This window comes from Proteus vulgaris (assembly GCF_033708015.1).
Lineage (GTDB): Bacteria > Pseudomonadota > Gammaproteobacteria > Enterobacterales > Enterobacteriaceae > Proteus.
Genome location: NZ_CP137920.1, coordinates 1,403,871 through 1,430,103, shown reverse-complemented (window position 1 = coordinate 1,430,103; position 26,233 = coordinate 1,403,871). Strand labels below are relative to the sequence as shown.

Annotated in this window: 17 protein-coding genes and 1 pseudogene; 5 read left to right on the top strand and 13 right to left on the bottom strand. The window is 38.3% G+C overall.

Going from position 1 to position 26,233, the window contains the following annotated elements; genetic code table 11:
- Positions 1–47: 47 nt before the first annotated feature.
- Positions 48–1,205: a YcbX family protein gene (locus SB028_RS06600; RefSeq protein ID WP_069368261.1), complete on the top strand. Its 1,158-nt coding sequence runs from the start codon at positions 48–50 to the stop codon at positions 1,203–1,205.
- 335 nt (positions 1,206–1,540) lie between these two features.
- Here the strand turns inward: SB028_RS06600 and SB028_RS06595 are convergent, their stop codons facing one another.
- The 5 genes and pseudogenes from SB028_RS06595 to pepN all read right to left on the bottom strand — a co-directional run bounded on the left by SB028_RS06595 (position 1,541) and on the right by pepN (position 7,739).
- Entirely contained in the window at positions 1,541–1,798 is a 258-nt protein-coding gene (locus SB028_RS06595) for a colicin E3-like toxin immunity protein (RefSeq protein ID WP_069368260.1), read from the bottom strand.
- A gap of 13 nt (positions 1,799–1,811) precedes the next feature.
- Positions 1,812–2,123 (bottom strand): annotated as a pseudogene (locus SB028_RS20720) (colicin E3/pyocin S6 family cytotoxin); the annotation flags it as partial.
- 1,016 nt (positions 2,124–3,139) lie between these two features.
- On the bottom strand, positions 3,140–3,691 hold the full coding sequence (locus tag SB028_RS06585; protein ID WP_069368259.1) for a cell division protein ZapC: 552 nt from the start codon (positions 3,689–3,691) through the stop codon (positions 3,140–3,142).
- A 218-nt stretch (positions 3,692–3,909) separates the two neighbouring features.
- The gene (gene pyrD / locus SB028_RS06580; RefSeq protein WP_036912193.1) at positions 3,910–4,920 is read right to left on the bottom strand and encodes a quinone-dependent dihydroorotate dehydrogenase; all 1,011 of its coding nucleotides are present in this window, start codon (positions 4,918–4,920) and stop codon (positions 3,910–3,912) included.
- 203 nt (positions 4,921–5,123) lie between these two features.
- Positions 5,124–7,739, bottom strand: coding sequence for an aminopeptidase N (gene pepN / locus SB028_RS06575; RefSeq protein WP_069368258.1), 2,616 nt, complete (start codon positions 7,737–7,739; stop codon positions 5,124–5,126).
- Positions 7,740–8,079: 340 nt separating this feature from the next.
- Between pepN and pncB the strand changes: the two genes are divergently transcribed.
- From pncB to SB028_RS06555, 4 genes are all read left to right on the top strand, one after another.
- Positions 8,080–9,294: a nicotinate phosphoribosyltransferase gene (gene pncB, locus SB028_RS06570; RefSeq protein ID WP_069368257.1), complete on the top strand. Its 1,215-nt coding sequence runs from the start codon at positions 8,080–8,082 to the stop codon at positions 9,292–9,294.
- Positions 9,295–9,563: 269 nt separating this feature from the next.
- Entirely contained in the window at positions 9,564–10,964 is a 1,401-nt protein-coding gene (gene asnS / locus SB028_RS06565; RefSeq protein ID WP_069368256.1) for an asparagine--tRNA ligase, read from the top strand.
- Between the two features lie 340 nt (positions 10,965–11,304).
- Positions 11,305–12,426: a porin gene (locus SB028_RS06560; RefSeq protein ID WP_069368255.1), complete on the top strand. Its 1,122-nt coding sequence runs from the start codon at positions 11,305–11,307 to the stop codon at positions 12,424–12,426.
- Positions 12,427–12,850: 424 nt separating this feature from the next.
- The gene (locus SB028_RS06555) at positions 12,851–14,041 is read left to right on the top strand and encodes an amino acid aminotransferase (protein ID WP_069368254.1); all 1,191 of its coding nucleotides are present in this window, start codon (positions 12,851–12,853) and stop codon (positions 14,039–14,041) included.
- A gap of 157 nt (positions 14,042–14,198) precedes the next feature.
- On the opposite strand, the gene SB028_RS06550 is transcribed toward SB028_RS06555, so the two are convergent.
- From SB028_RS06550 to cmoM, 8 genes are all read right to left on the bottom strand, one after another.
- Complete coding sequence (locus tag SB028_RS06550; protein ID WP_069368253.1) at positions 14,199–14,849, bottom strand: MBL fold metallo-hydrolase; 651 nt, start codon at positions 14,847–14,849, stop codon at positions 14,199–14,201.
- Positions 14,850–14,886: 37 nt separating this feature from the next.
- Positions 14,887–15,435 carry a YcbK family protein gene (locus SB028_RS06545; protein WP_069368252.1) on the bottom strand — a complete coding sequence of 183 codons (549 nt, stop codon included), beginning with the start codon at positions 15,433–15,435 and terminating at the stop codon, positions 14,887–14,889.
- A 317-nt stretch (positions 15,436–15,752) separates the two neighbouring features.
- Entirely contained in the window at positions 15,753–17,480 is a 1,728-nt protein-coding gene (ldtD, locus tag SB028_RS06540; protein ID WP_069368251.1) for a L,D-transpeptidase, read from the bottom strand.
- A 350-nt stretch (positions 17,481–17,830) separates the two neighbouring features.
- Positions 17,831–18,544, bottom strand: a complete 714-nt coding sequence (aphA, locus tag SB028_RS06535) for an acid phosphatase AphA (RefSeq protein ID WP_023581332.1) — start codon at positions 18,542–18,544, stop codon at positions 17,831–17,833.
- A gap of 224 nt (positions 18,545–18,768) precedes the next feature.
- Positions 18,769–23,229 carry a chromosome partition protein MukB gene (gene mukB / locus SB028_RS06530; RefSeq protein WP_069368250.1) on the bottom strand — a complete coding sequence of 1,487 codons (4,461 nt, stop codon included), beginning with the start codon at positions 23,227–23,229 and terminating at the stop codon, positions 18,769–18,771.
- Positions 23,226–23,957 carry a chromosome partition protein MukE gene (gene mukE / locus SB028_RS06525; protein ID WP_069368249.1) on the bottom strand — a complete coding sequence of 244 codons (732 nt, stop codon included), beginning with the start codon at positions 23,955–23,957 and terminating at the stop codon, positions 23,226–23,228. Before mukE ends, mukB begins: the two co-directional genes overlap by 4 nt.
- Positions 23,938–25,260: a chromosome partition protein MukF gene (gene mukF / locus SB028_RS06520; RefSeq protein ID WP_069368248.1), complete on the bottom strand. Its 1,323-nt coding sequence runs from the start codon at positions 25,258–25,260 to the stop codon at positions 23,938–23,940. Before mukF ends, mukE begins: the two co-directional genes overlap by 20 nt.
- Before the next feature lie 9 nt (positions 25,261–25,269).
- The gene (gene cmoM, locus SB028_RS06515; RefSeq protein WP_069368247.1) at positions 25,270–26,043 is read right to left on the bottom strand and encodes a tRNA uridine 5-oxyacetic acid(34) methyltransferase CmoM; all 774 of its coding nucleotides are present in this window, start codon (positions 26,041–26,043) and stop codon (positions 25,270–25,272) included.
- Between the last annotated feature and the right edge of the window lie 190 nt (positions 26,044–26,233).

The following is a 26,233-nucleotide window of genomic DNA, read 5'->3' as shown; positions in this document are numbered from 1 at the left end:
TAAAGTTACTGGCTATAAAAAATAATAATGTCTTTTTGGGAGCACCGATGATCAACGTTTCACGCCTTTATATACACCCAGTTAAATCAATGAAGGGAATTCGACTTTCTCATGCATTTGCTCGTGAGAGCGGATTCACGTTTGATCGTGATTTTATGATAACCACCCCAGAAGGGACTTTTATCACAGCACGAAAATTTCCCATTTTGCTGTGTTTTATTCCCACTGTCATGGCAAACGGTATTTATATTCAAGCACCTGATGGTGAAGGCATTGCTATCACTTATCAAGATTTTGAGACCACATTGCAGCCGACAGAAGTTTGGGGCAACCATTTTACCGCGTATGTGGCACCAGATGAAATAAATCAGTGGTTCAGTCGTTATTTAAAAATGGATGTTCAACTTCGTTGGACGGGTGAAAAATCGACCCGTCGAGTGAAAAAAAATCCAGAAACCGCGGTTTCTTTCGCTGATGGTTACCCTTATTTATTAATTAATGAAGCCTCATTTCAATACTTACAACAGCGTTGCCCCGCTTCAATTAATATTGAGCAATTTCGAGGCAATATCCTCATAACAGGTGCAAAGCCTTTTGAAGAAGATACTTGGCAAACTATTCGTATTGGCGCTGTTGTGATGGATCTTATGAAACCTTGTAGCCGTTGCATCATGACCACAATCAGTATTGATAAAGGCGTTAAACATCCTAACACAGAACCACTCGCAACACTGCAAACATTCCGTAGTGATGAAACGGGTGATGTCGATTTTGGTCAAAATATCATCATTCGTCAAACGGGTATTATTCGTGTGGGAGACACTGTTGAAGTATTAGCTTATAAAGAAGCGAAACAATATCTTGTAACAGCACCTGTTGAAACACAATCAACACCTATTGTTGAAAACGCACAAGAACAGACTGTCAGTATTGAATTTAACGGTGAGGTTTTCGAAGGTAATAACCAAGAAGTCCTGTTAGAACAGCTTGAAAATAATGGTTATACCATTCCTTATAGTTGCCGAGCTGGCCTTTGTGGCTCTTGTGCTATCCAATTAGATGAAGGCGATGTTAATGCATTAAAAGCTGGCGCAATTAAACGCTCAGGTAAAATTTTAGCCTGTAGCTGTGTGCCTAACGGTAATGTGAAACTTTCACTTAAAGATAATAAAAATGACATTGCTATAAACAAAGAAATGAAATAAAGAACTCAATATAAACACAGTTATGTATGATATATATCGTTATCAGTAAATATTAAATTGATTAGCTTTCCCCCAATCATATATAACTGAGTTTATTGAATCCCAAAGCTCAAGTAATCTCCCCCTAATATTCATTACATCGTCAGTCGTTATGATTTGTCAGAACAGTATTACCTTGTTAAGTATAAAGGTAATGAAAAGGATTTTCTTGAGAATAAGTGCATTAAGATTGATTAACTAGCTAATTTTTAAGAGGATATCTCATAACTCAATAAAAAAGTCTCCATTAAGAGACTTTCAAAATGATATAAATGAATATTATATACACTTGTTCATTACCATTTATCACGATAGTCGAAAGAAATTTGATAAATATACTTATTCAATTCAATTTTATGTGTAACATGCTTTTGAATAGCTTTAACCCAATCTTTATGTAAATCAAAAACCCCATTATTAATTATATTTTCATCTTTTGGATCAATTGTTTCATCAATCAGGAAATCATCATCACCAAAATCTTTTGAGTATTCTTCGCCTATCATTTCTTCTGTTTTTTTATCAAACCACTGAGTATGTAATTTCAATCCCATAATCTTATCTACCTTATAGAAATTTTTTGATATTGCGTTTAGGATCTGCAGGTTTTAACTGCTTACCTGTTTTGGGGTCAAATACCCCTATATGTTGACCATCACTGGCGCGATATCCTTCCAGCTCGCCATGCTGTGAATCCCACTCATAGATCCTTCGCCCTTTATCACCTTTCCAGCGATTACGTTTGCCTGCTCCACCTTGTTTAGGTGTTTTACCTTGAACGGGCTTAAGGATGCCCAATCCTTTAATATCTTCAGCTCTTGGTGCTGGGTGATAACTATGGCCGCGCTCTTTTACGCCTTGGCGAGGTTTATCTTTCTTTCCTGTCGATAAATAAATTGGTTTTATTCCCAATTCCCATGGAAACACCAAAATTATAGGCTCTTTTAGCGAAGACTGTTCTTTCTCACTTTCTGTAAAAAAAGTAGGTGCATCTAAAGGTAAAGTATTAAACCTAGGAATATCATATATCTTACCAGGTAGATATTTATGTCTTTCTGGCTGAGGTAATGCAGTCCCCGTTAAGATCTCCGCACTACCAATCTGAACTATTCTTTCTTGTTTCTTATTTGGTAAAGTATAAGCAAAAATACCTTTCTCAACCGTTTTTCTTGCTTCAACTACACGAGTTTTAACTGGTGTATTCGTTTTGACTAATTCAATTTGTTTCGTCCCATTAACAATCTGTTCAATTACAGTTGCCGAAGTATTAATGATACCTTTTTGCCTTGCTATATCTCTCAGTTGTGTTTCTTTGGGAATATTTAATTTCAGTCCAGTAGCAGTAAGCGCAGTTTCTTTATTTTTAGGGTATTCTTGATAAATCATTGGAGGGTATCTATCACTCCCGATACCAACGGGAGGAGAACACACCATAAGAAAATCTCTCTTCTTCAAAGAGCCATATTAAGCGTAACCACACAAGTTATTGGCTAATCATGTTCTCTTTCCATGAAAGAGTATTCTTAATAAATAAGGTGTTACCTTCGCTCAGCCATAACGCTCAGGTGAAATTTTAGCTTGTAGCTGTGTGCCTAACGGTAATGTGAAACTTTCACTTAATAAAAAATAACGCTTATCTTTATCACAAATTAAAAGAAGGTAATTTGCCCTTATCTTCTTTTTTTATTTTAAATAAAACAGTTTATTTAATAAGAATTATCTTATTAATAACTCAATGAGAATTTATTGATAAATTCATTTTATTTTTTAGAAGAATACAGAAAGAGAGTAATGAAGATTTGATATTAGGGAGTATTGTTTGAGATAAATTTGTTTTTAGAATGTCATAAATAATGAGTAACGATAAAAAGAGTAAGTCCTTTTTACTCTTTTTGTTAAATAACTTTCTCGTACAAAAATGATCCTGACTCTGACTTTTTATGGTAATTGCTTAACCTATCATTCATTATTTTTATTGGGTCACAAAAATTAAGTATTCTATCAAATAATGTTAACTGAGGTTGCGCTAATAAACATAAACAAGCTTGAGCCCCCACTTCAGTCACTAAAAAAAGAGCGGTTTCGTCTTCTTCTTTTAATGAAACTTCTACCACTTGCGATAAATAAGGGTTGATTTGATTATTGTTAACTTCAAAATACCAACTCTTAGGCATCAGTGGCTTTAAAAAGCGATGGGCTATTAATGCATTTAAAGCTAATTCAGCTCTTGATTCTGATGGCATATCTATTTGTCGAATTTGCTCATCGTATCCATAATAAAGAGCTGCATCATCGACGGTAAAAGATGCTGATTGCCGAGCACTCTCACTCAACATTTTGCTTGAAAAGCGGGAACGAAAAACCATACCATTTGCTAAATCAAGCATTAATTTTTGTTGCTCAACATCAAAATACCAACGCCAGCGATCATCGGGTTTTATTATCACTAATTAATCCCCCTTAGATTCATTCCCTGTTTTATACTCTGATAAACAATCAAAATTAAATGACCTAAATAAAATATTTAATATCACCTAACAAAAACAGGATTCATTTTACTATTAATTAAGCACAATCAGTGCAATTTAATAAAAAATAACCAACTAGAGGCAATATAAACGAGTTAAGGGCAGAAGAAAAGCCCCTAACTCATTATTAAATGTATTTAGATATGATTAATTATAGATTTGATAAGTGCAGGACCTTGATAAATGAATCCTGAATAGACTTGAATAAGAGAAGCACCTGCATCCATTTTTTCTCTGGCTGCCGTTAATGAATCAATCCCACCGACACCAATAATAGGTAATGCACCTTTTAATTCTTCATTTAATTGGCGAATGATTTGTGTACTTTTTGATTGTACAGGACGACCACTTAATCCCCCAGCTTCATTGCAGTGATCTAATCCACTCACTAATGATTTATCTAATGTGGTATTTGTCGCAATAACACCATCAATATGATGACGGACTAAGCTATCTGCAACTTGGATTAATTCTTCATGTGTTAAATCAGGTGCAATTTTAACAGCAACAGGAACATATTTTTGATATTTACCCTGCAACTCTAATTGCTTATTTTTAATTGCTGATAGCAGATCGTCTAATGCTTCACCATATTGTAGTGTACGTAAACCCGGGGTATTTGGTGAGGAGATATTGATTGCGATATACCCCGCATGAGCATAGACTTTTTCCATACAAATCAGATAATCATCTTTACCTTGCTCTACTGGGGTATCTTTATTTTTACCAATATTAATACCCAGTACGCCACCATAACGAGATTGTTTTACATTTTCAATTAAGTTATCGACACCAAGGTTATTAAAGCCCATTCGGTTAATTAAACCTTCTGCTTCCACTAAGCGGAATAAACGAGGTTTATCATTTCCCACTTGAGGACGTGGTGTCACTGTACCAACTTCAATAAAACCAAATCCCATTGCACCCAATGCATCTATGCAATCACCGTTTTTATCAAGACCGGCAGCAAGACCAAGTGGATTTTTAAATGAGAGTCCCATACAGGAAACAGGTTTAGAAGGAAGTGACTGCTGAATAAGAAATTGAAATGGGGAATGAGATAAACGTTTTAACTGGCGGAAGGTAAAATCATGGGCACGTTCAGGATCTAGCCGAAACAATGCCTTCCTGACTAAGGAATAATACATACGATCTCCATTGAGAATATCGGGTATTAGGAATGATATGTCTACGACAATTTAAGCGTCGTGCATCATATAGATAAAAGCACGAAAAGTAAACGTTTCAGTTTAACAATTCGTCATAAAAATCCCCAGACTCTGCTGGGGATCTAGTTATTTTTCTGATTTTATACTATCTACTCACTCATAAAGTGATATAAAACGTAATATTAATCAGCTAACGCCTTGGTGATTTTCTCATATAAATCACCTGATAAATTCTCAAGCTCTTTCAGTTTTAATAACTCTGCACGCATTTTTTCTTGACGTGTTGCATCATAACGTTTCAAGCGAATAAACGGTTCAATAAGGCGTGATGCAACTTGTGGGTTACGGCTATTTAAATCAGTCAGAATTTCTGTCAATAATAAGTAACCAGAACCATCTTCAGCGTGGAAAGCGACTGGATTATTATTAACAAACGCACCAATTAATGCACGAGTGCGATTAGGGTTTGCAAGTGTAAATGAGCGATGAGATAACAGACTCCGTACTTTCTGTAATACATCTGCTGCTGGGCTCATGGCTTGTAAACTAAACCATTTGTCCATCACTAAACCGTCTTGATGCCATTTGTCGTCGAACTCTTGTAATAGAGTATCTTTGCAAGGTAACTGAGCCATTACAGCGGCATTAAGTGCGGCAAGTGCGTCGGTCATGTTATCACTGTTGTGATATTGTACATCAACAAGCTGATTACCCGTTTGCTCATTTTCAACCGCTAAATAAGCTAGACAAACATTACGTAAATCACGCTTTGCAATATCATCATGATTAACACGATAAGCACCAATATGCATTGAATGATAAACAGCAGAGAACTCATCAGCCATTTCAGTTGCGAGTGTTTTACGAATAAAACCAAGTGCTTTATGGATAGCAACAGGATCAATAATGCTAAATGATTCACCTGCTTCAACATCTGTTGGTAATGTCAGAATAAGTGCCGCTAATGCGGGATCGATATCTTTATCAAGTAATACGGCACGGAAAGCATCAACCACCATTTCAGGCAGAATGCAGGTTTCCCCCTTTTGAACTCGAGCAACATTTTCTTTTATATAGCGACCTAATAATGCTTGAGCTGCATCCCAACGTGAAAATGCATTACGTGCATATTTCATTAAGAAAGAGAGTTGCTCATCCGTAAATGGATAGTCAAGTTTTACAGGTGCTGAAAACTCACGTAATAAAGATGGGATCGGTTGTTCTGGCACATCGTCAAAGACAAACTGCTGTTCTTCACGTACCACATTCAATACATTAGAAATAGTTTGACCTTGCGAGCGCAGTGGGATCACATTGCCTTTGGTATCGTACAATTCAATATCTAATGGAATATGTAATGGCTGTTTTTCAGTTTGATCGGCTGTTGGTGGCGTCATTTGACGCACAGTTAACGTATATTGCTTTTTATTGGCATCATAACTATCACGAACAGTCAGTTGTGGCGTCCCTGATTGACTATACCAACGACGGAATAAGGTAAGATCAACATTAGAAGCATCTTCCATTGCCTGAATAAAATCATCGCAAGTTGCAGCACTGCCGTCGTGACGATGAATATACATTTGAATACCCGCTTGGAATTGCTCTTCACCTAATAAGGTGTGGATCATTCGGATCACTTCTGAACCTTTTTCATATACGGTTAAAGTATAGAAGTTGTTCATTTCGATCACACTATCAGGACGAATTGGGTGTGCCATAGGGCTTGCATCTTCTGCAAATTGAGCCGTGCGCATCACTCGTACATTATTGATACGATTAACAGAACGAGAGCCTAAGTCAGAGCTAAATTCTTGATCACGGAAAACGGTTAAACCCTCTTTTAGGCTTAACTGGAACCAATCTCGACAAGTAATACGGTTACCTGTCCAGTTATGGAAATATTCATGACCAATAACAGACTCAATACCTAAATAATCTTTGTCAGTTGCTGTTTCACTTTTCGCGAGCACATATTTAGAGTTAAAGACGTTCAGCCCTTTATTCTCCATCGCTCCCATATTAAAGAAATCAACAGCCACTATCATATAGATGTCGAGATCGTATTCTAAATTAAAGCGAGATTGATCCCATGCCATCGCATTTTTTAATGATGTCATTGCCCAATCTGCACGATCTAAATTACCTTTATCAACAAAAAGCTCTAAAGCAACTTCACGACCGCTTTTGGTGATAAAAGTATCTCGTAGTACATCAAAATCACCCGCTACCAACGCAAATAAATAACTTGGTTTTGGATGTGGATCTTCCCATGTTACCCAATGGCGACCATCATCCAATTCACCTTGTGCTATACGGTTACCATTGGATAATAAATAAGGATACTGTTTTTTGTCTGCGGTGATTGTCGTGGTGTAACGAGCTAATACATCAGGTCTATCTAAATAGTAAGTAATATGGCGGAAACCTTCAGCTTCACATTGTGTACATAATGCATCACCAGAAACATACAATCCTTCTAACGCGGTGTTAGCCGATGGATTAATGTTATTAACAATTTTTAATGTAAATTGCGCTGGTAGTTGTTCAATGATGAGTTTGCCGTTTTCTTCTTTATAGTGTGTCCAAGCTACATCATTCACTGCAATTGATTTTAATGTTAAGTCTTCACCATCTAACACTAATGCTGTCGCATCTGCGTTTAGACGTTTACATTGGCTTATCGCTGTAACCTGGGTATTTTCTTTATCTAAGATAAAATCAAGATGTAAATCGGTGATTGTGTAGTCAGGGGCACGATAATCTTTGCGAAATTTCGCGATTCTTTGTTGTGTCATAGAAAAAACCTTTTAGTTAACACGACTATTTAACAGTTATATTGCCAAAGCTTACTCGTCAAAAATCTGTTTAGCCAGTCGAATATTCAATTGAAAACATTAAAAGTCAACAGAATGTTAATACTTTATTAATACATGTAATCAATTTATTTGGTAAATGATGCTAATATACTCCCAAATTATGTTTAACGTGGTAAACTCATCTAAGTTTTACAGCTTGTTTTTATGTTGCAGAGAAATATTATTGAATAGTGACGCATTGTCATCATATTCGGGTATACTCTCCAACCTTAACGATTTAGCAGACATAAAAACGCTCCGTGAGGATGCTTGACGCGCTATGATTTTAGACGCTACACCGATTATTACATCACTGTTGGATACCGATGCATATAAGCTCCACATGCAACAAGCGGTTTACCACCATTATAGTGATATTCCTGTCGTTGCTGAGTTCCGCTGCCGGAGTGATGAACGTCTAGGTGAATATGCAACAACCTTACGCCATCAAGTTAACATGATGGCAGACTTGTCATTAACGAATGAAGAGTTTGACTATCTTCAGAGTCTCCCCTTTTTCAAAAATGACTATCTGCACTGGTTTAAGCATTTTCGCTTTAAACCAGAACAAGTCCAAATTTCAACAACACCTGAAAACCAACTGACGATCAGAATAACGGGGCCTTGGCGCGAAGTCATTCTATGGGAAGTTCCTTTGTTGGCTTTAGTGAGTGAAATTGTACATCGTGTTCGCTCTCCTCAAATCACGCCTGATGATGCAGTTAATCAACTACGTAAGCTAATTGATATCTTCTATCATGATGCAGCAGAGCAACAGATTGACTTAGCTGATTTTAAATTGATGGATTTTGGTACTCGTCGCCGTTTCTCTTATGATGTACAGCGCGCCATTGTGGATGAGCTGAAAAATCATTTCCCTTATCTTATTGGTACAAGTAACTACCATTTAGCTGAACGTATGCAATTAGCCCCAGTAGGAACACAGGCTCACGAGTGGTTTCAAGCTCATCAGCAGATTAGCCCTGAGCTAGCAAATAGCCAACGCGCAGCCTTGCAATCTTGGTTAGATGAATATCCAGACCAATTAGGTATTGCATTAACAGATTGCATTACAATGGATGCGTTTTTGCGTGATTTTGATAAAACCTTTGCCGAAAGTTACCAAGGTTTACGTCACGACTCTGGCGATCCGATTGAATGGGGTGAAAAAGCGATCGCGCATTATGAAAAATTGGGTATTGATCCAATGAGTAAGGTATTAGTCTTTTCTGATAGCCTCGATTTTCAAAAAGCACTCGTACTTTATAAGCATTTCCATAAGCGTATTCGTCTAATTTTTGGTATTGGCACTCGACTCACGTGTAACATTCCTGAAATAACGCCTCTTAATATTGTGATTAAGCTGGTGGAGTGTAATGGTAAACCCGTTGCTAAATTATCAGATAGCCCCGGTAAAACCATTTGTGACGATAATGATTTTGTTGACAAGCTACGTAAAGCCTTTGACGTTCCTCTTGTTAAACAAGCCTGTTAATTAACTCAAAATTCTTCATTAATAAAAGAAAGGGTAATATTTGCCCTTTCTTTTGTCATCTCTCACCCATAACACCTACTCTTATCAATATTTCATCTATTTTTATCAATTTATTTTATACAAAAGCTTTTCTCTTCTTTATTGACTCTTTAAACTAAAATTTCCTACTTGTTTCCTGCGCTATTGCAAGTAACATAGAAAAACTGTCCGACAGGGGCAGAGTGAATTAACCAAACAATTATTTTAATTAAACGAAGAGAGATTTATTTATGATCGTTGCGCCTGTAGTCGACGTACTGCAAGGCCGTATCGCGGTTGGCGAAGACGTCACCGTTCGCGGTTGGGTACGTACAAGAAGAGATTCAAAAGCTGGTATCTCATTCCTTACCGTCTATGACGGTTCCTGCTTTAATCCAGTACAGGCCATCATTAATAATAATTTACCGAATTATCAAGATGAAGTGCTGCACTTAACCACAGGCTGTTCTGTGGAAGTCACCGGTAAAATTGTTGAATCTCCGGGCCAGGGACAGAACTTTGAAATTCATGCCACCCATGTTGTTGTGGTAGGAATGGTCGATGATCCGGAAACTTATCCGATGGCCGCCAAACGTCATAGTATTGAGTACCTACGTGAAGTTGCTCACCTTCGTCCTCGTACTAACTTAATTGGTGCAGTTGCTCGTGTTCGTCACACATTAGCACAAGCACTACATCGTTTCTTCGATGAACAAGGCTTCTTCTGGGTTTCTACGCCACTGATTACAGCGGCTGATACCGAAGGTGCAGGTGAGATGTTCCGTGTCTCTACACTTGATATGAACAACCTACCACGCACAGATAAAGGCGACGTTGATTTTAGTGAAGACTTTTTTGGCCGCGAAGCGTTTTTAACGGTTTCTGGTCAGCTAAATGGTGAAACTTACGCCTCTGCATTAAGCAAAGTGTATACTTTCGGTCCAACCTTCCGAGCTGAAAACTCAAATACCAGTCGTCATCTCGCTGAATTTTGGATGGTAGAGCCTGAAGTCGCATTTGCTGATCTTAACGATATCGCAGCCCTTGCTGAAAAAATGCTGAAATACACCTTTGCAGCCGTATTAGCAGAGCGTAAAGATGATATGGAATTCTTTGCACAACGTGTCGATAAAGACGCAATTACACGCTTAGAGAACTTTATCACCTCTGACTTTGCTCAAATCGATTATACCGATGCGGTCACTGTGCTTGAAAACTGTGGTGAGAAATTTGAAAACCCTGTTTATTGGGGTGTTGACCTCTCTTCTGAGCATGAGCGTTATCTTGCAGAGAAACACTTTAAAGCACCTGTTGTGGTGAAAAACTATCCGAAAGACATTAAAGCATTTTATATGCGTATGAATGAAGATGGTAAAACAGTTGCAGCAATGGACGTGTTAGCACCAGGCATCGGTGAAATCATCGGTGGTTCTCAGCGTGAAGAGCGTTTAGATATGTTTGATAAACGTTTAGACGAAATGGGAATGAGTAAAGAAGACTACTGGTGGTATCGCGACCTACGTCGTTATGGCACTGTACCCCATTCAGGATTTGGTTTAGGTTTTGAACGTTTAGTTGCTTATGTGACCGGCGTTGCAAACGTTCGTGAAGTTATTCCATTCCCACGTACACCAAGAAATGCAGATTTCTAATTTAGTGATTAATTAGTATTCAACTGGAAATTTACATTGCTGTTTTATTGTGCTCGTTTTACTTAAGTGAAGAAGCCAACCTCAAGGTTGGCTTTTTTTATGCATGGCTGTTATTTGATACAAAAGTTCCCCCAAATACACACTTTGAAATACATAGTTACAATTTGTTACACTTTTTTCGTTTTTGTAGCAAATTGGGGGTAGATAAAATTTTTTACCAATGGAACACTGTCACCCGACACAGACGACACTTAACTCTCATAAATAGTTCCATAAAAATTAAGAAACTATTTCTGGCAGTGGCAAAGGTGTCTGAATAACACCAATGAGGGTAATAATAATGATGAAGCGCAATCTTCTTGCAGTGGTAATCCCAGCTTTAATGTTTGCTGGTGCAGCAAACGCAGCTGAAATGTACAACAAAGACGGCAACAAAGTAGACATCTACGGTAAAGTTGACGTTCGTCATTACTTCGCAGATTCTGATACAAATAGTGATCACGAAAGCGGTGACGCTTCACGTGCTCGTATCGGTTTCAAAGGCGAAACTCAAATCAATAAAGATTTAGTTGGTTTTGGTCGTTTCGAGTATGAAATCAAAACTAATACTACTGAAAGCGAAAACTCATCTAAAACTCGTTTCGCTTACGCTGGTTTTAAATTCGCTGACTACGGCTCATTAGATTATGGTCGTAACTACGGTGTAATTTACGACACCAACGCATGGACAGACGTTCTGCCTTTATGGGGCGGTGACTCAATGTCTCAGTCTGATGTTTATATGACTGGTCGTACTACTGGCGTTCTGACTTACCGTAACACTGATATGTTCGGTTACGTTGATGGCCTGAACTTTGCTCTGCAATACCAAGGCAAAAACAACGAAAACACCAACAATAGCAGCAAACGTATTGATACAGCTAAAGCTAATGGTGACGGTTTCGGTTTCTCTACATCTTACAACTTAGGTTGGGGTGTAACACTGGGTGGTGGTTACTCTAACTCTGCTCGTACTAACTGGCAGGAACACCACAGCAGCGCAACTGGTAAAAATGCAGAAGCATGGAACTTTGGTGGTAAATTCGCAGCTAACAACGTTTATTTAGCGGCTATGTACGGTGAAAGCCGTAACATGAACTACTACGGTAAAGGCACTATCGCTAACAAAACTCAAAACATCGAGTTAACTGCACAATATGACTTTGTTGATTTAGGTCTGAAACCATCTTTAGGTTATGTTCAATCTAAAGGTAAAGATCTGAACAATGGCGTTGGTGGTCTGAAAGACAACGATCATGATTTAGTTAAATATATCTCTGTAGGTTCATTCTACAAATTTAACAAAAACATGACTGCAGTTATTGATTATAAAATCAACCTGTTAGATAAAGATGACTTCACTAAAGCTTACGGCGTTGCAACTGACAACGTAGTTGGTTTAGGTCTGACTTATCAGTTCTAATTACCGCTTTAGGTAATTAAACAGTCAAGTTAATAATTGATTTGAAAAGCAACACTTCGGTGTTGCTTTTTTATTTGCACAATTTAACACTCCTTCTCTCCCCCCTTTCCCTTATCTTTTTATTTACCCCTAAATTAATCACACTTAATTAGCTTCTCTATTGTGATAACACGCTCTGTGATCCCCATTTTTGAAATATTTAAAAGTTTATCATACTAAACAATTATGTCTTTTTAGTGATTATTTTTACATGTTAATATAATCACAGGATATTCACTTATTTACATCTTGTTTTGCTATTTATTCTCACTTAGTTCACAACTTCTTGTTAATTTCTCTACAAACAGTTGGCAAAAAGGCCTCATAGCGTTACTCTTGATACTCATATTTCGGCTTCGTTTTGAGCTTAGGGAACAATTACACTATGTTTGAGAAAATCATTGCTGCACCAGCCGATCCTATTCTAGGTTTAGCTGATAGTTTCCGTTCTGATCCTCGTGAAAACAAAATTAACTTAGGGATTGGTGTTTACAAGGATGAAACAGGCAAGACCCCTGTTTTAACCACGGTTAAGAAAGCAGAAAAATACCTGTTAGAAAACGAAACCACTAAAAATTACCTTCCTATTAGCGGTATCCCTGAATTTGGCAATGTAACACAAGCACTTCTGTTTGGTGAACAACACCCTATTATCACTGAAAAGCGCGCACGCACAGCACAAGCTCCAGGTGGCACAGGTGCTTTACGTATTGCTGCTGATTTTATTGCTCAGCAAACCACAGCAAAACGCGTTTGGATAAGCAATCCAACTTGGCCTAACCATAATAATATTTTCCAAACAGCAGGTCTTGAGATCTGTCATTACGATTATTATGATGCTGAAAATCATGGGTTAGACTTTGATGGTATGTTAGCAAGCCTTGAAAATGCACAAGCGGGTGATGTTGTTTTGTTCCACGGTTGCTGCCATAACCCAAGTGGTATTGATCCAACAGAAGAGCAATGGCGCCAATTAGCAGCACTATCAGCAGAAAAAGGTTGGTTACCTGTTTTTGACTTTGCATACCAAGGTTTTGCACGTGGTCTTGAAGAAGATGCGCAAGGCTTACGCCTCTTTGCAGAAAAGAACCCGGAGCTTATTGTTGCTAGTTCATATTCTAAAAACTTCGGTCTCTACAATGAACGTGTAGGTGCATGCACGATTGTTACCAAAGACAGTGACACTGCTGAGAAAGCTTTTAGCCAAGCAAAAGCCATTATTCGTGCTAACTACTCTAACCCACCAGCACATGGTGCTTCAGTGGTTACAACTATTCTTTCTAACCCAGAGTTAAAAGAAGAATGGATTGAAGAACTGACAACCATGCGTGAACGTATTCAGCGTATGCGTCAACTGTTAGTCACCACATTGCAAGAAAAAGGTGCTAAGCAAGACTTTAGCTTTATTATTGACCAAAATGGGATGTTTTCATTTAGTGGTTTAAATAAAGAGCAAGTTGAACGTTTACGTGCTGAATACGGTATTTATATCGTAGGTTCAGGGCGTATTAACGTTGCAGGCTTAACCCTTGAGAATATGGTTCCACTGTGCGAAGCCATTGTTGCCGTACTCTAATTACCTTTTAAAGTGTCATTAAGATAAATGCCACATTTTAATAATGATAATGTGGCATTCTTATTTAGAGTCATCAAACAAATCACATTTTTACTCATAAAAAAGCGCTTTATAATAAAGCGCTTTTCTTTATTTACTTATATCAGTCAGTACACAATTACCAGATTGGCATTTCATCTTGTAAAAAAGGATTATATTGGCGTTCATGCCCTAAATTAGACATAGGACCATGTCCTGGAATAAACAGATAATCATCGCCTAAAGGTAAGACTTTATTTTTGATTGAAGCAATAAGATCGGCATGGTTTCCACGCGGAAAATCGGTACGACCAATGCTTTCTTTGAATAACACATCTCCCATAGAGATAAGTTTATTTTGATGGTTTACAAAAATAATATGTCCCGGTGTATGCCCTGGGCAATGTAATACAGATAACGAAATTGTTTTACCTATTGTGACGGTATCGCCTTCATTTAACCAGCTATCTGGTGTAAATGATTTACCACAAGGAAAATTAAACATACGGCACTGTTGCTCTAATTCCTCTAATAAGAAATTATCATCTTTATGGGGACCATAGACAGGAACATGAAAATGTTCAACAATCTGAGAGGTGCCTGCAATATGGTCAAAGTGTCCGTGTGTTAATAATACTTTGGTTAATGTTAACTGGCGTTCTTCGATTTCTGCAATAAGCCTTTCGACATCGCCACCAGGATCAACAATTGCCGCTTCTTTTGTTTCATCACACCATATAAGGGTGCAATTTTGCATATAGTTTGTCACAGGTACAATGTGATACATCATCAACCACTCCACTCTCTATTAACTAATTCTCAATAGATTACCATGAGCGAACGGGTCCTGTATCAATATGCACGAAATTACTTTTCGGATAGTAACCAACGCCTCCCGCTTTCATTCTTAAAGCGACTTGACGTACTTTGGCAAGATCAGTACCGACTAAACGAAAATCCATTGCTTGTCCACGCGTGTGATAGCTCTTCTTTGCCACTCCGCTACTACTATGGCGCAGATTATTATTTGTCACTAAAGAGCGATAACCTGAAATAAGTTCAACGGGTTTATTGTTATTGAGCATCACTTGCAATAAGTAGATTTGGTCGAATAGCGCAGGATCAATGGTTTTGATTTTATTTTGACGGTAATCTCTAAAAAGGTGATTTAATTTAGCAAGTTCATGTTTATTATAACGTTTTCCATCAAAAAACTCGGCTTTAATAGTTTCACCAGTATTTAAATTATTAAAGCGAAGGATTTTTGGTTTAGGTGTAGCTAATGAAGCAAATGCATGAGTAGGCAATAACCCTAACCCCACTGCGGCCATACCAAGCCCCAGCCATTTACGGCGATGTGAATCAATAATATCCATAGTATATGCACTCAACAAATTATTTCGGGAGGAAGAACCTTTATTATGACAATATTTTTCTCGAATTGTTTCTTATGGTTTGTATAGTATTGTAAATAACACTTCGTTTCAATTTATCGGCATTTCAAATCTTATTAATTTTATTATTTATACTAAAATCTCTTTTTATCGTTCTAATTTTAATAGAAATTTTAAAAATATTTAATCATTTATTATATTTTTTATAACCATAAGAGAATATAATCATCTTATTGATTTATATAAAAATAAAGGGTAGCCAAATTAGCTACCCTTTATTAAATTTATATTTATTTATATTAAAAATATTTCTTAATATTCTCTAAATAAGGTTGTGCATTGGTGGTGATTTTATCATAACCATAAATATCTGCACGATATTGAGGTGCATCTTCCTGAGCTACCCATGCTGTTTGATAATATAAATAAACGGGAATACGCTCAGGAATTGGCGCATATTGTGTTGAACCACGTTTTAGTGCCGCATCAATTCTATCTTGTTTCCATCCAGCATCACCCAATAAAATTGAAGCAAGTTCAGAGGCTTTATTAACACGAATACAGCCTGAACTGATTGCTCGCATATTTTTTGCAAACAGTGAGTGATTTGGAGTGTCATGTAAATAAATCGCTTCTGAATTTGGCATATTAAATTTATAACGACCTAATGAATTTGTTGGACCTGGCGCCTGCCAAATACGATAAGGGAAATTAGCGGCACTCATATTTTGCCAATCAATATCGTAAGGGTTAATAGGATAAGCATCACTTCCCCACCCTGAGTAAATAGTATATCCCTTACGACTAAAGTAACTAGGATCAGCTTTGCCTCTAGGCACAATATCTTTACGCGTCATGCTTGTTGGCACATTCCAAGGTGGATTAACCACGACATTATTTAGTGCGCTACTCATAATCGGTGTTTTTCTATCAGGGCGACCGACAATGACTTTTGAGTCGAGAATAAGCTCGTTATTAGCATAAAAATAGAGTGAGAAGTCAGGAATATTAACCCAAATTCCCGTATTGCCAATGGCAGGGGTCAGACGAAGACGCTGAATATTTAATGCCATTATACTCGCGCGTTGTGCAGGTGTTATATTTAACCACGCCCGTGTTTGTCGCCCAATAACACCATCTGGCTCTAACCCATGCGCTGTTTGGAATAATTTAACAGCGGCAACTAAAGGCGCATCATAAACAGTCGTCGCCATTTCCTGCTCATTTTCTGCTAGCTCAGGAATTAATTTTAAATTACGTAAAATTTGTCTCAGCGGTACAACTTCTTGTGATGATTGATTTGGCTTTAATGATGCCGTTCCTTTCATTTCTGGCCAAACAACTGGACTATGTAACTGCTTTCGCACTTCCTCTTTCATTAAGGTGTAATAAGGGTGAGATGGGGCATAAGAAATAACAGAGCTACCTAAGGTGCTATTTTGAATATTTTGTTGTAATTCAATTACGGCATTATCAGAAGGAGCGGGTAATGCTTGTATTGCACTGCGATACAGTAAAGATGTACCTGATTTATTCACTTGCTCAACAAAACTGATATAACCTAAAAAAGCATCTGATAAAATAATATCACGCCCTTCTTTAGTTAATTCAGGTGTTTCTAATTGTGTTAGCCATTGCCCAAATTGGGGTTGAATGCCTGAAATAGCCACTTCTGCTATTTGTCCTTGTAATTGCTGGACTATTTTTTCATCTTGCCAAATTAATGCAAGATTATTCGCTTGGTACATTTTCACAAGCTGAGTTAAATATGAAGGTTTATAACCTATAGGGAGCCATGATTGTAGTTTTGTTCTTACTGCTAACTCAGTCAGTTGTGGTGCATCTATAGCCACAATTGCAGGTGATGGCATAACGTCGTTCTTCACAGGAACTAATGATGCGCTTTCTGCTTCGGGTGCAGATAACGTTGCCGACTCTGTTTCTGTGGCGATTGCATAATGCCCAGAAAGAAGTGTACCTATAACAAATGAATATGCGATTGCTCTTTTAATTGGTTGATGCGCCATAAATCCTCTACCCTCATCCCTTATTATTATTTTGGTATCCTAGAATATTAGATGAGCTAGGCAAAGAGTTTTATAGGAATAAACTAATATTTTTAACGTTTTGTAAGCCCTTGATAGAAATTTAATTTTATTCAATCAAAAAAAGACTATTTCGCTACTTTTATATTCAAATATATAATTTAAATAAAGGCGCAACAAAAGAACAGAAAACAGACAAATTAAAGATAAACTTTCAAAAATAATAAAGAAGTTTGAATGGATAAATAAGATTATTTGAATGGAAGGTATTTTAAAATAGAAAAGGCGCAGTTTCCTACGCCTTACAAATAAAAGTAAACAACAGGTAAAGATTAATATTCTGAATTAATAACAACTTCTTCACCAAACTGCCCTGCTTTTGGCAGTGGTTGGTAAGAAGAGTTAGCGGCACGTAGAATACGAATACCACGAATATTCAGTTCATCTGCTGCTGCGATATCGGCATCAGCATCACCGTAGTAAATTTTCAGTTTGTGATCACGCATCCAGCTTACTTTGTTATTTGCGCCAGGTTGGTCACCCGCAAAAATAACAGGCTGCATTTTATCTGCAGGAATATTTAAGCCTTCTTGTACATATTTGGTCACAGTCTCAGTTTTAGTTTGAGTACGACCAGTAATGAAATAAACCGTATCCCCACGTTTTAAGTGCATCTGAACAAGATCGATACCGACTTGTTTAGGCATACTGAATTTATCCCACTCGTTATTCATTTTTTCCCAGAATTCTGGGTTTTTCAGGTAGCTAAAATCGTTTGGTGAGTATTCTAGTTTACCACGGTAGAAACCTGGGCTTGAGAACAGAACGGTGTCATCAATATCAAAACCAACCGCCATCGGTGCTTGACCTGCAAGGCTTTTTTCAATATCAGCAACAGAAACCCAATGAATTGGTTGTTGTTGTGCAAGCTGTGCAACGGTAACGCCAGGGCTAACAACTTCTGGCATATGAACTTTTGCCATTGCTGCGCCATTTAAGCTTAACGCTAAAGCAATTGCACTAAAAGCTAACGTGACTTTACGCATTCTCTTTCCTTTAAATTTTTATATTAATCACATACGGGAATAATAATAAACATCATAATTACATTTAAATGAGATATGGCGCACGTTATACCACTTATAATTTCATTTTTTTGTTAATTTACTTTCATTTTTTGATCTATGTAACACTTTAAAAAATAAGGCGCTATCGGCATAAGCCCGTAGCGCCTTATTCTTGCCCTCTTGAGGCAGATAATGGAATAAAATTATTCTGTTATTTCAGCAACATTTAATGATGTAATTTTATCTTTTTCAGTCTGTTGACCAAATCCTTTTAACCCAACAACGTGTACATGTTCGGTACCATTGAACACTTTACGCACTAATTTATAGGTTGTTCCTTTTTCTGGACTGATATTTTCTGGTGCGGCAATAATTAATTGCATATCAAGGCGTTCGCAAAGCTCAAATAACGTCGCAATAGATTTCGCATCTAAACGCGCGGCTTCATCGAGGAAAAGTAAACGACAAGGAGAGATATCTTTTCCTCTTAAGCGTCGTGATTCTTCTTCCCAGCTTTGTACCACCATCACTAGAATTGACATCCCCGTCCCAATCGCTTCACCTGTTGATAAAGCGCCACTTTCTGCTTTTAACCAACCTTCTGGTCCACGATTAACTTCAACATCCATTTCAAGGTAGTTACGATAATCTAACAGCTCTTCACCCACAGTTTGTGGCATACGTTGACCAATATCCACTTGAGGATTTAAACGCTGATAAAGCTTCGCCATTGCTTCAGAGAAAGTAAGGTTTTGGTTTTTAAATAGATCTTGATACTGGCTATCTTCTTCAGATAACACATCCAATAACACTTGATGACTTTCACGAATATTAACGTTGAGTCGAACACCGCGTACCTGACCAAATGAAACCGCCTGCAAACCTTGGTTTAACATGCGAATACGATTTTGCTCGCGTTGAATAGTTTTACGAATAATATTCGCAACACTTCGTGAGCTAATTGCTAATTTTTGCTCACGGCTAGTCAACTCTTCAGTTAAGCGAGCAAGTTCAATTTCCATCTGTTCAATTGCATCAACCGGATCATCGGTTTTAATGATGTCTTGACGAATACGTTCTCTTAAATGCTGGTATACCGCAATAAAGAACTGAACTTTACGATCAGGATATTTCGCATCTTCTGAGCGGCGTAATGCATCACGTAAATATTCATTATCAGCAACCGCTTGACGTAAGGCACCTAACGCTTTATCCGACATTGAACGTAATTCATCAGCAGAAAGATAAGCAAAATCTCGTCGATGTAAACGACGCTCCATACCATTTTCTTTCACTAATCGCATAACCGCACACCAACCCGCTTTTGCACTCACAACATGCTCACGAATTTGAATGTAGTCACGTTCAAGTTTACGAATTTTCTTGGTTAGGTTGTCTCGTTCAGCCTCACTCAGTGCGATATCTCGTTCTAGTTGACTAATACGTGTACGGTTTGCACTTACCGCAGAATAGCGTTGATCGCGAAGTTCTTTCGCTCTTGCTTCTGCACCAATATCAATATGGATCCCAGTATCACGCATCTCTTGCTCAAGCTCTCTGAGTAATTCAGATTTAGTGTCAAAAGAGCTTTTTAATGATGCGAGTACTTGATTAAATTGAGCACATTGGGCTTGTTGCTGACGATAAAGTTCTCTTGCCGTGGCACGTTCTGTTTCTGCCATCTCTAAACGGTGACGTAACTTTTCGTTAAGATCACTATTTTCACTGACAATCTCAACAGCATCACTATAACTAAAGTGTGGGCGACGCTGTACCACTTCTACCAACAAGAAAGCCTGTTGCTGATAACGTTGTTGCTCTGACTTTGCTTGCTCGTAATCTTGCGCTAGCTGTTCATGCTCTTGTGGATCACTTTGCAAGATTGAAGCGATAGGCTCTAATGTTGCTAATGCTTTTTCGTGACGCTGTAAGTAACGCATTGATTCCTCAGCTGCGTACAGCTCTTCACGTAACTCTTCAACTCGATCGATCAGTGTTTCATCCATCAAGATATTAACTTGAGGAATAAGTTTATTAAGAAGATTTAGCGATTCTTTTGCTCGTGCATAATGTTGGCGCTGTTGCTGAGTGCTCTCTTCATACTGCGCTAATGCTCTTTCTAGCTCGTTACGTCGTTGGTTAAGCTGACGAATACCCTCTTCAGGATCGGCCTCAAATGCCACAGAAATATGTTGTCCCACAAACTGACTAAAGGCATGGTGAGCACGTTGGATCTTCTGTACATCAAAAGCTTGTGTTGCGTAAAGTTCAGCAAGCGCATCACGCTGACGCGATAAGATTTCTAATTGATTTTCACGCGCGGCTCGGCCAAACAAGGGTATTTCAGGGTAGCGCGAATAACGCCATTGTCTATCAGTACTCTTGATAAGAACCGCTTTATCCATCTCTTGGGCATTAAATACGCTGTCATCGAAAGATTGTGGGTCGCCTTCAATAAAATAGAGATCTTCAGGACAATCTTCTAATGTTTCTAATTGCGCCTGAATTTGAGATAAATCTTGCACAACAATGGCATGACGCGCTGGACCATATAATGCAGAGAAATAAGGCGCATCGTCTAACGTAATATCATCATAAATTTCTGATAATAAAACGCCATTAAAACGTTCTGCTAATGTAATTAATCGCCCATCTTCAGCACCACTTGGCTGACTTAAACGTTCAATTTGCGCTTCAATCTGTTGTTTGCGAGCGGCTGTTTCATCACGTAATACTGTTGCTTCACGCTCTTTTTCAAGTAACTGTTGCATATACTCTGTTACTTGATGACCGGTTTCAAAAGATTGACGAGTCTGCTCGCATAATTGTGTTAACGCATCTTGTGCTGCAAGCCATGCTGGCGCTTGTTTTTTCAGCTTTTCAATTTGTTGTTTAAGTTGATCCAGCTCTTGGCGCATTTGCATACGCTGTTCGCCAGATTCATTAACGTAATCGCTAAGCTCTTCAATTTTTGCTTCTAATTCATCTTGGAGAATTAACAAATCATCAGGTTCCATCGACTTACCATGATGTTTGTTAAACTCTTCAAGTTGACGTTCTGCATTATTTCGTTGATGTAAACGCTGTTCTAATTCAGCCAACTGCATACGAATAGGATGAACCCTATCCGCTTGATGTCGATGAGAAGACCATTCACGTAATGCCACTTTTGCAGCATCCCATGCATTTTGACGCTCAACCTCACCAACAATAGAACTTACCAGCTTATAGGCTTGATCAAATTGCGTTTTAGCCGCTTCAGAAACATTGAGTTTCTGCTCCATAGAAAGCAATGAATGTGTAATGTTTTGGATTTTTGCTTGGATCCGTTCAGCCCACTGCTCTGCATTGATTTCGTCTAAATCCGCAATATCACATTGTGCTTTAGCACGCTCTAAAGCCTGCACAGCTTGACGATATTGGATAGCGCGTGTTTGTTGTACATCTAATGCTTGCTGATAATCTGCTAACTGACTTTTCAGCTCATCGACTTCTTCTTCGGCTGATTCTACGCGTGCTTCAAGTTCTTCTTTCTTAGACGCGGCTTCTTCAACCACTTCGCTTTGTTCTTCTAAACGAAACGTTATTTCTTCTACATCAGCAACATAACGGTCAATTTTTTCTTGTTGACGAACCGCATTTTGCACTAAATTTAGTCGGTCGCTAGCCGCTTGATAATCGGCTTCAAGATCAGAAGATAACGCTTGTTGCTCTTCTAACTCTTTACCCATTTCAATAAAGCGATAAGCTTCGTTATTAATAGATTTACGCTGGCTCCATAACTCACGACGCACGGTTAAAGCTTCATCAAGATGAACGCGTCGCTCATTGGCATGGCGCATATAGTCAGCAGCAACATAAGATGTTGCTTCTGTAATTAAGTGCTTAAATAAGTCACGATCAGATTGAGTGACACGAATAGCTTCAAGCGTCATTCGGTTTTCACGTAATGCGCCTTCCATATCTTGGAACGCTTTTCTTACACCACTGTTTTCAGGGAGTAAATAATCACGTAAAGAGCGTGTAATCGCACTTGAAATACCACCATATAATGAAGCTTCAATTAAACGATAGAATTTGGCACGATCACTTGCTGAGCGTAAACGTTTAGGAATAACCCCTAAATCAAACATGACTGCATGAAAATCAGTGATAGAATTAAATTGTCTAAAAACAACCCCATCAATGGCTTCAACTTTTTCTTTTAATTCATTAAGCGGTAAAACACGGGCTTGGCGATCTGCAACAGCTTGTGTCAAAATTTCTGTTGGATTTTCCGCCATTGGCAACCCTTGGATCATAAAGGGTTTGATATCAACTTTCTTATCACGTCCTGCAATTTGCTGTAAACGAACACCGACCACTGCACGTAAGTGACGCGAGTTGATCACATCTAATACGGCATAACACACACCTGGACGCAGTTTCCCGTATAACCCTTTATCACGCGATCCACTTGTGGAACCCGCTTCTGTTGTATTACGGAAATGAAGTAGAGTGAGATCAGGGATCATTGCCGTGATAAATGCAGCCATAGTGGTTGATTTACCTGCACCATTACCACCTGATAACGTGGTCACCAGCTCATCTAAATCAAAAGTACGAGCAAAGAACCCATTCCAGTTGATAAGTGTTAATGAGCGAAATTTTCCCCGTTCAATCATTTATTTTCTTCCTCCGCATCATCTTCACTGGATTGTAAGTGCTCATCTTCATTTTCTTCATCATCATTAAGTGTTTCTGAGCTGTCTTCAAGTGCCATGGCTTCACCATCTCGGATCATTCGCATTTGAGCCTCGAGTGGAGAATCGCCACTACGTACATCGGCACCAAAGCGGAAAACAGATTCCGTGATCGAAAAACGCTGCATATCATTTAATAAGAATGAAATCATGCCTAAACGACGTAAACGATTTAAAGAGGTTCTCATTTTTTCTTGTAATTTTTGCAAATCAAGATCAGAACCTGTTGAGCGTTGATTCACTAAGCGCAAAAGTTTGGTTTCATCTGCTAATGTTCTTAATTCATCGAACAGTTCTTGAACGGTGAATATTCCCTGATTCGCTAATCGTTCAGGGCTAAGATAGAGATAACAAAGGATCTTCCCCACCAGCATATCCATTTCAGAAAGGACTGAGCGTGGAATAAGTGTGGTTGAACGAGGTCGCAAATAGAAAAAACCTTCTGGCGCTCTAATTAATTCAACGTTATAACGCGCATAAAAATCTGATAACTCATCTTGAAAATCCATCAAAAAAGCATGATTATCCAGAGAGTCTATACCGATATGTCGACCTGCACGTAACTGGCTATCCAGTTCAGGGAAAAGTGAGTTCGCTAATGCCTGCGCCAGTTTTGCTGGCATAAATTGTTCAGTATGTATCGATGACATGCGCTTGTACCTTAGCTCCATATTCGTTAATTTCTGACCATTTTGCAGGTAATCCTGCGAGCTCAGCTTTCGCTACACCTAATCGTACTGCTTGATCAATAACAATACGTGCAACATCGAAATGTTTCTGTTGCGGATAACGATTAAGGTATTCAACTAATACTAAACTGAGATCTAATGCTCGTTGTTCTAATTTGTAAGAAGCAAGCTCTTGCTCTACCCATTGCGCTATCTGTTCGTTCACTTCACTGAACATTTGATATTCAAGCTCTTCGGGTAACTCACCCGTGACTTCTTCATCACGTAAAACCAGTTCTTCATCACGCATATCAAACAACCGATCAGCATTAGCGTAAGTTAATGCCCATGGGTTGTCGAAATAGTTTTGTACCGATTGACGTAAGCGGCGAGAAAAAATACGGTTTTTATCCATATCAATCGCTGTACGAATAAATTTATGGACATGCCTATCATAGCCAATCCATAAATCAATAGATTGTTGACCCCAACTAATAATACGATCTAACTTACTTTGAAGTTCAAACACTAAGGTATCTATTTGCTCAACATGGCCTGTATTCATGTTCGCTTCTTGAATACGCAAGAGGTTAGCTTGAAGTTTATCACCCGCGGCTTCAAGCGTATCTTGTAGCTCTCTTAATGTACCCGACGTTTCAGACAACAACTGTTCACAGCTGGAAATAGCCGCTTGCCAATCTTGATTTAATAACTCAGCAATATCTTCTTTTACTGTATTTTGCTGCTCATCCATAATTCGCTGAGACAAATCAATGCTATCGAAAATTTCCGCCACTGAATATTTTAGAGGTGCAAAAACATTACGATGCCAATGATATTCATCACCGCCATCTTCAGCAGAGCTCGCTGCTGAATCAAGCTCACCCGCCACAATAGAAAGCTGCATAGATAAGCGCAATGATGAAAATTCACGTTGGCGAATATAGTAATCACTAATTCCAATTCCCAACGGAGTTAAACGGTATATTGCATTACCTTCTACCAATTCACTGGTAAAACGGTTAAAAAGTCGCTGCTTTACCATGTCATTAATGGCATTATTCGCGCGAACTTGTATTGATTCTGCGGGTTGCTCGAAGCCTTTACACACTTCCCTAAAGGCATCAATTAACTCCCCTTCACTCATTTCGCCATCAAGACGCTCACTGTTTAATACAGCGACTGCCATCAAAAAAGCTAATCTTTCTGGTGGCAGTGAGATTGAGAAATCATTTTTTCTCGCCCAAGACACTAACTCAGGAACGGTCTGGGTAAAATCACTCATAGTACATCCTTAATTTACACGCTTTTGTGCCATGACATGAATGTAACGCCCCAGACTGATATAGGGCTCTTGCCGACAATATCGTTGCTCTAATGCAAGCAACGATGGAAAGTCTTTATTCTGTAACTGACGACTTTGTAAATAATCATGGAAAACGCGGACACCGGTTTTTCCTAATATTGTCATCGAAAACTCATCTAGCCATTGATAAACATCTTCTGGTTGCAATGGGTTTTGAGGTGATAGCGATTTTTTTCTTCTACGTGGGATCTCTGGATTTGCCAGATGAAAATTTCCTAAAATCGCATTTCTCATGACAATACCATTCGCATTGTAAAACATCAGCGATAAAATACCATGAGGTAACAACATATCGGTAAGAACATTTACGGCGTCTTTCTGATCCGTGATCCATTCCAATACGGCATGAAATAGAATTAAATCAACCCCTTCATCTATATGCTCTTTCATTTCTTGAGCGGCACAACAAACGAACGTCATGTTCTCGACAACACCCTCTTCAATCGCTGCTTCTTGTGCGCGATTAAGCATCTCTTGTGATAAATCACATAAGATAATTTGGTGTCCTAATTTAGCAAGCTGACGAGAGAAATAACCTTCACCGCCACCTGCATCTAAAATACGCAAACTCCGATTAGGTAAGAGGGTCAATAATTGTTGTAAATCTTCCCAAATCACCGCTTGACGTATTTTACCCTTTGTTGTGCCATAGATATTGCGGGAGAATTTATCTGCAATATCGTCAAAATTACGATCTGACATTAAAACGCCTCATGATAACAGCTGACTACTTGCGCTCTTTGCATTCTGATAAATTCAAAAATATGAGACACTGTACACAAATAATGACGGCAATTTTACCAGTGTTCTATGATACTGACTGTTTTCTCTAAAGAAATAAGTCATGAATCAGACTATTCGCAAAGCGCAGTATAAATATAACGCTTATTAA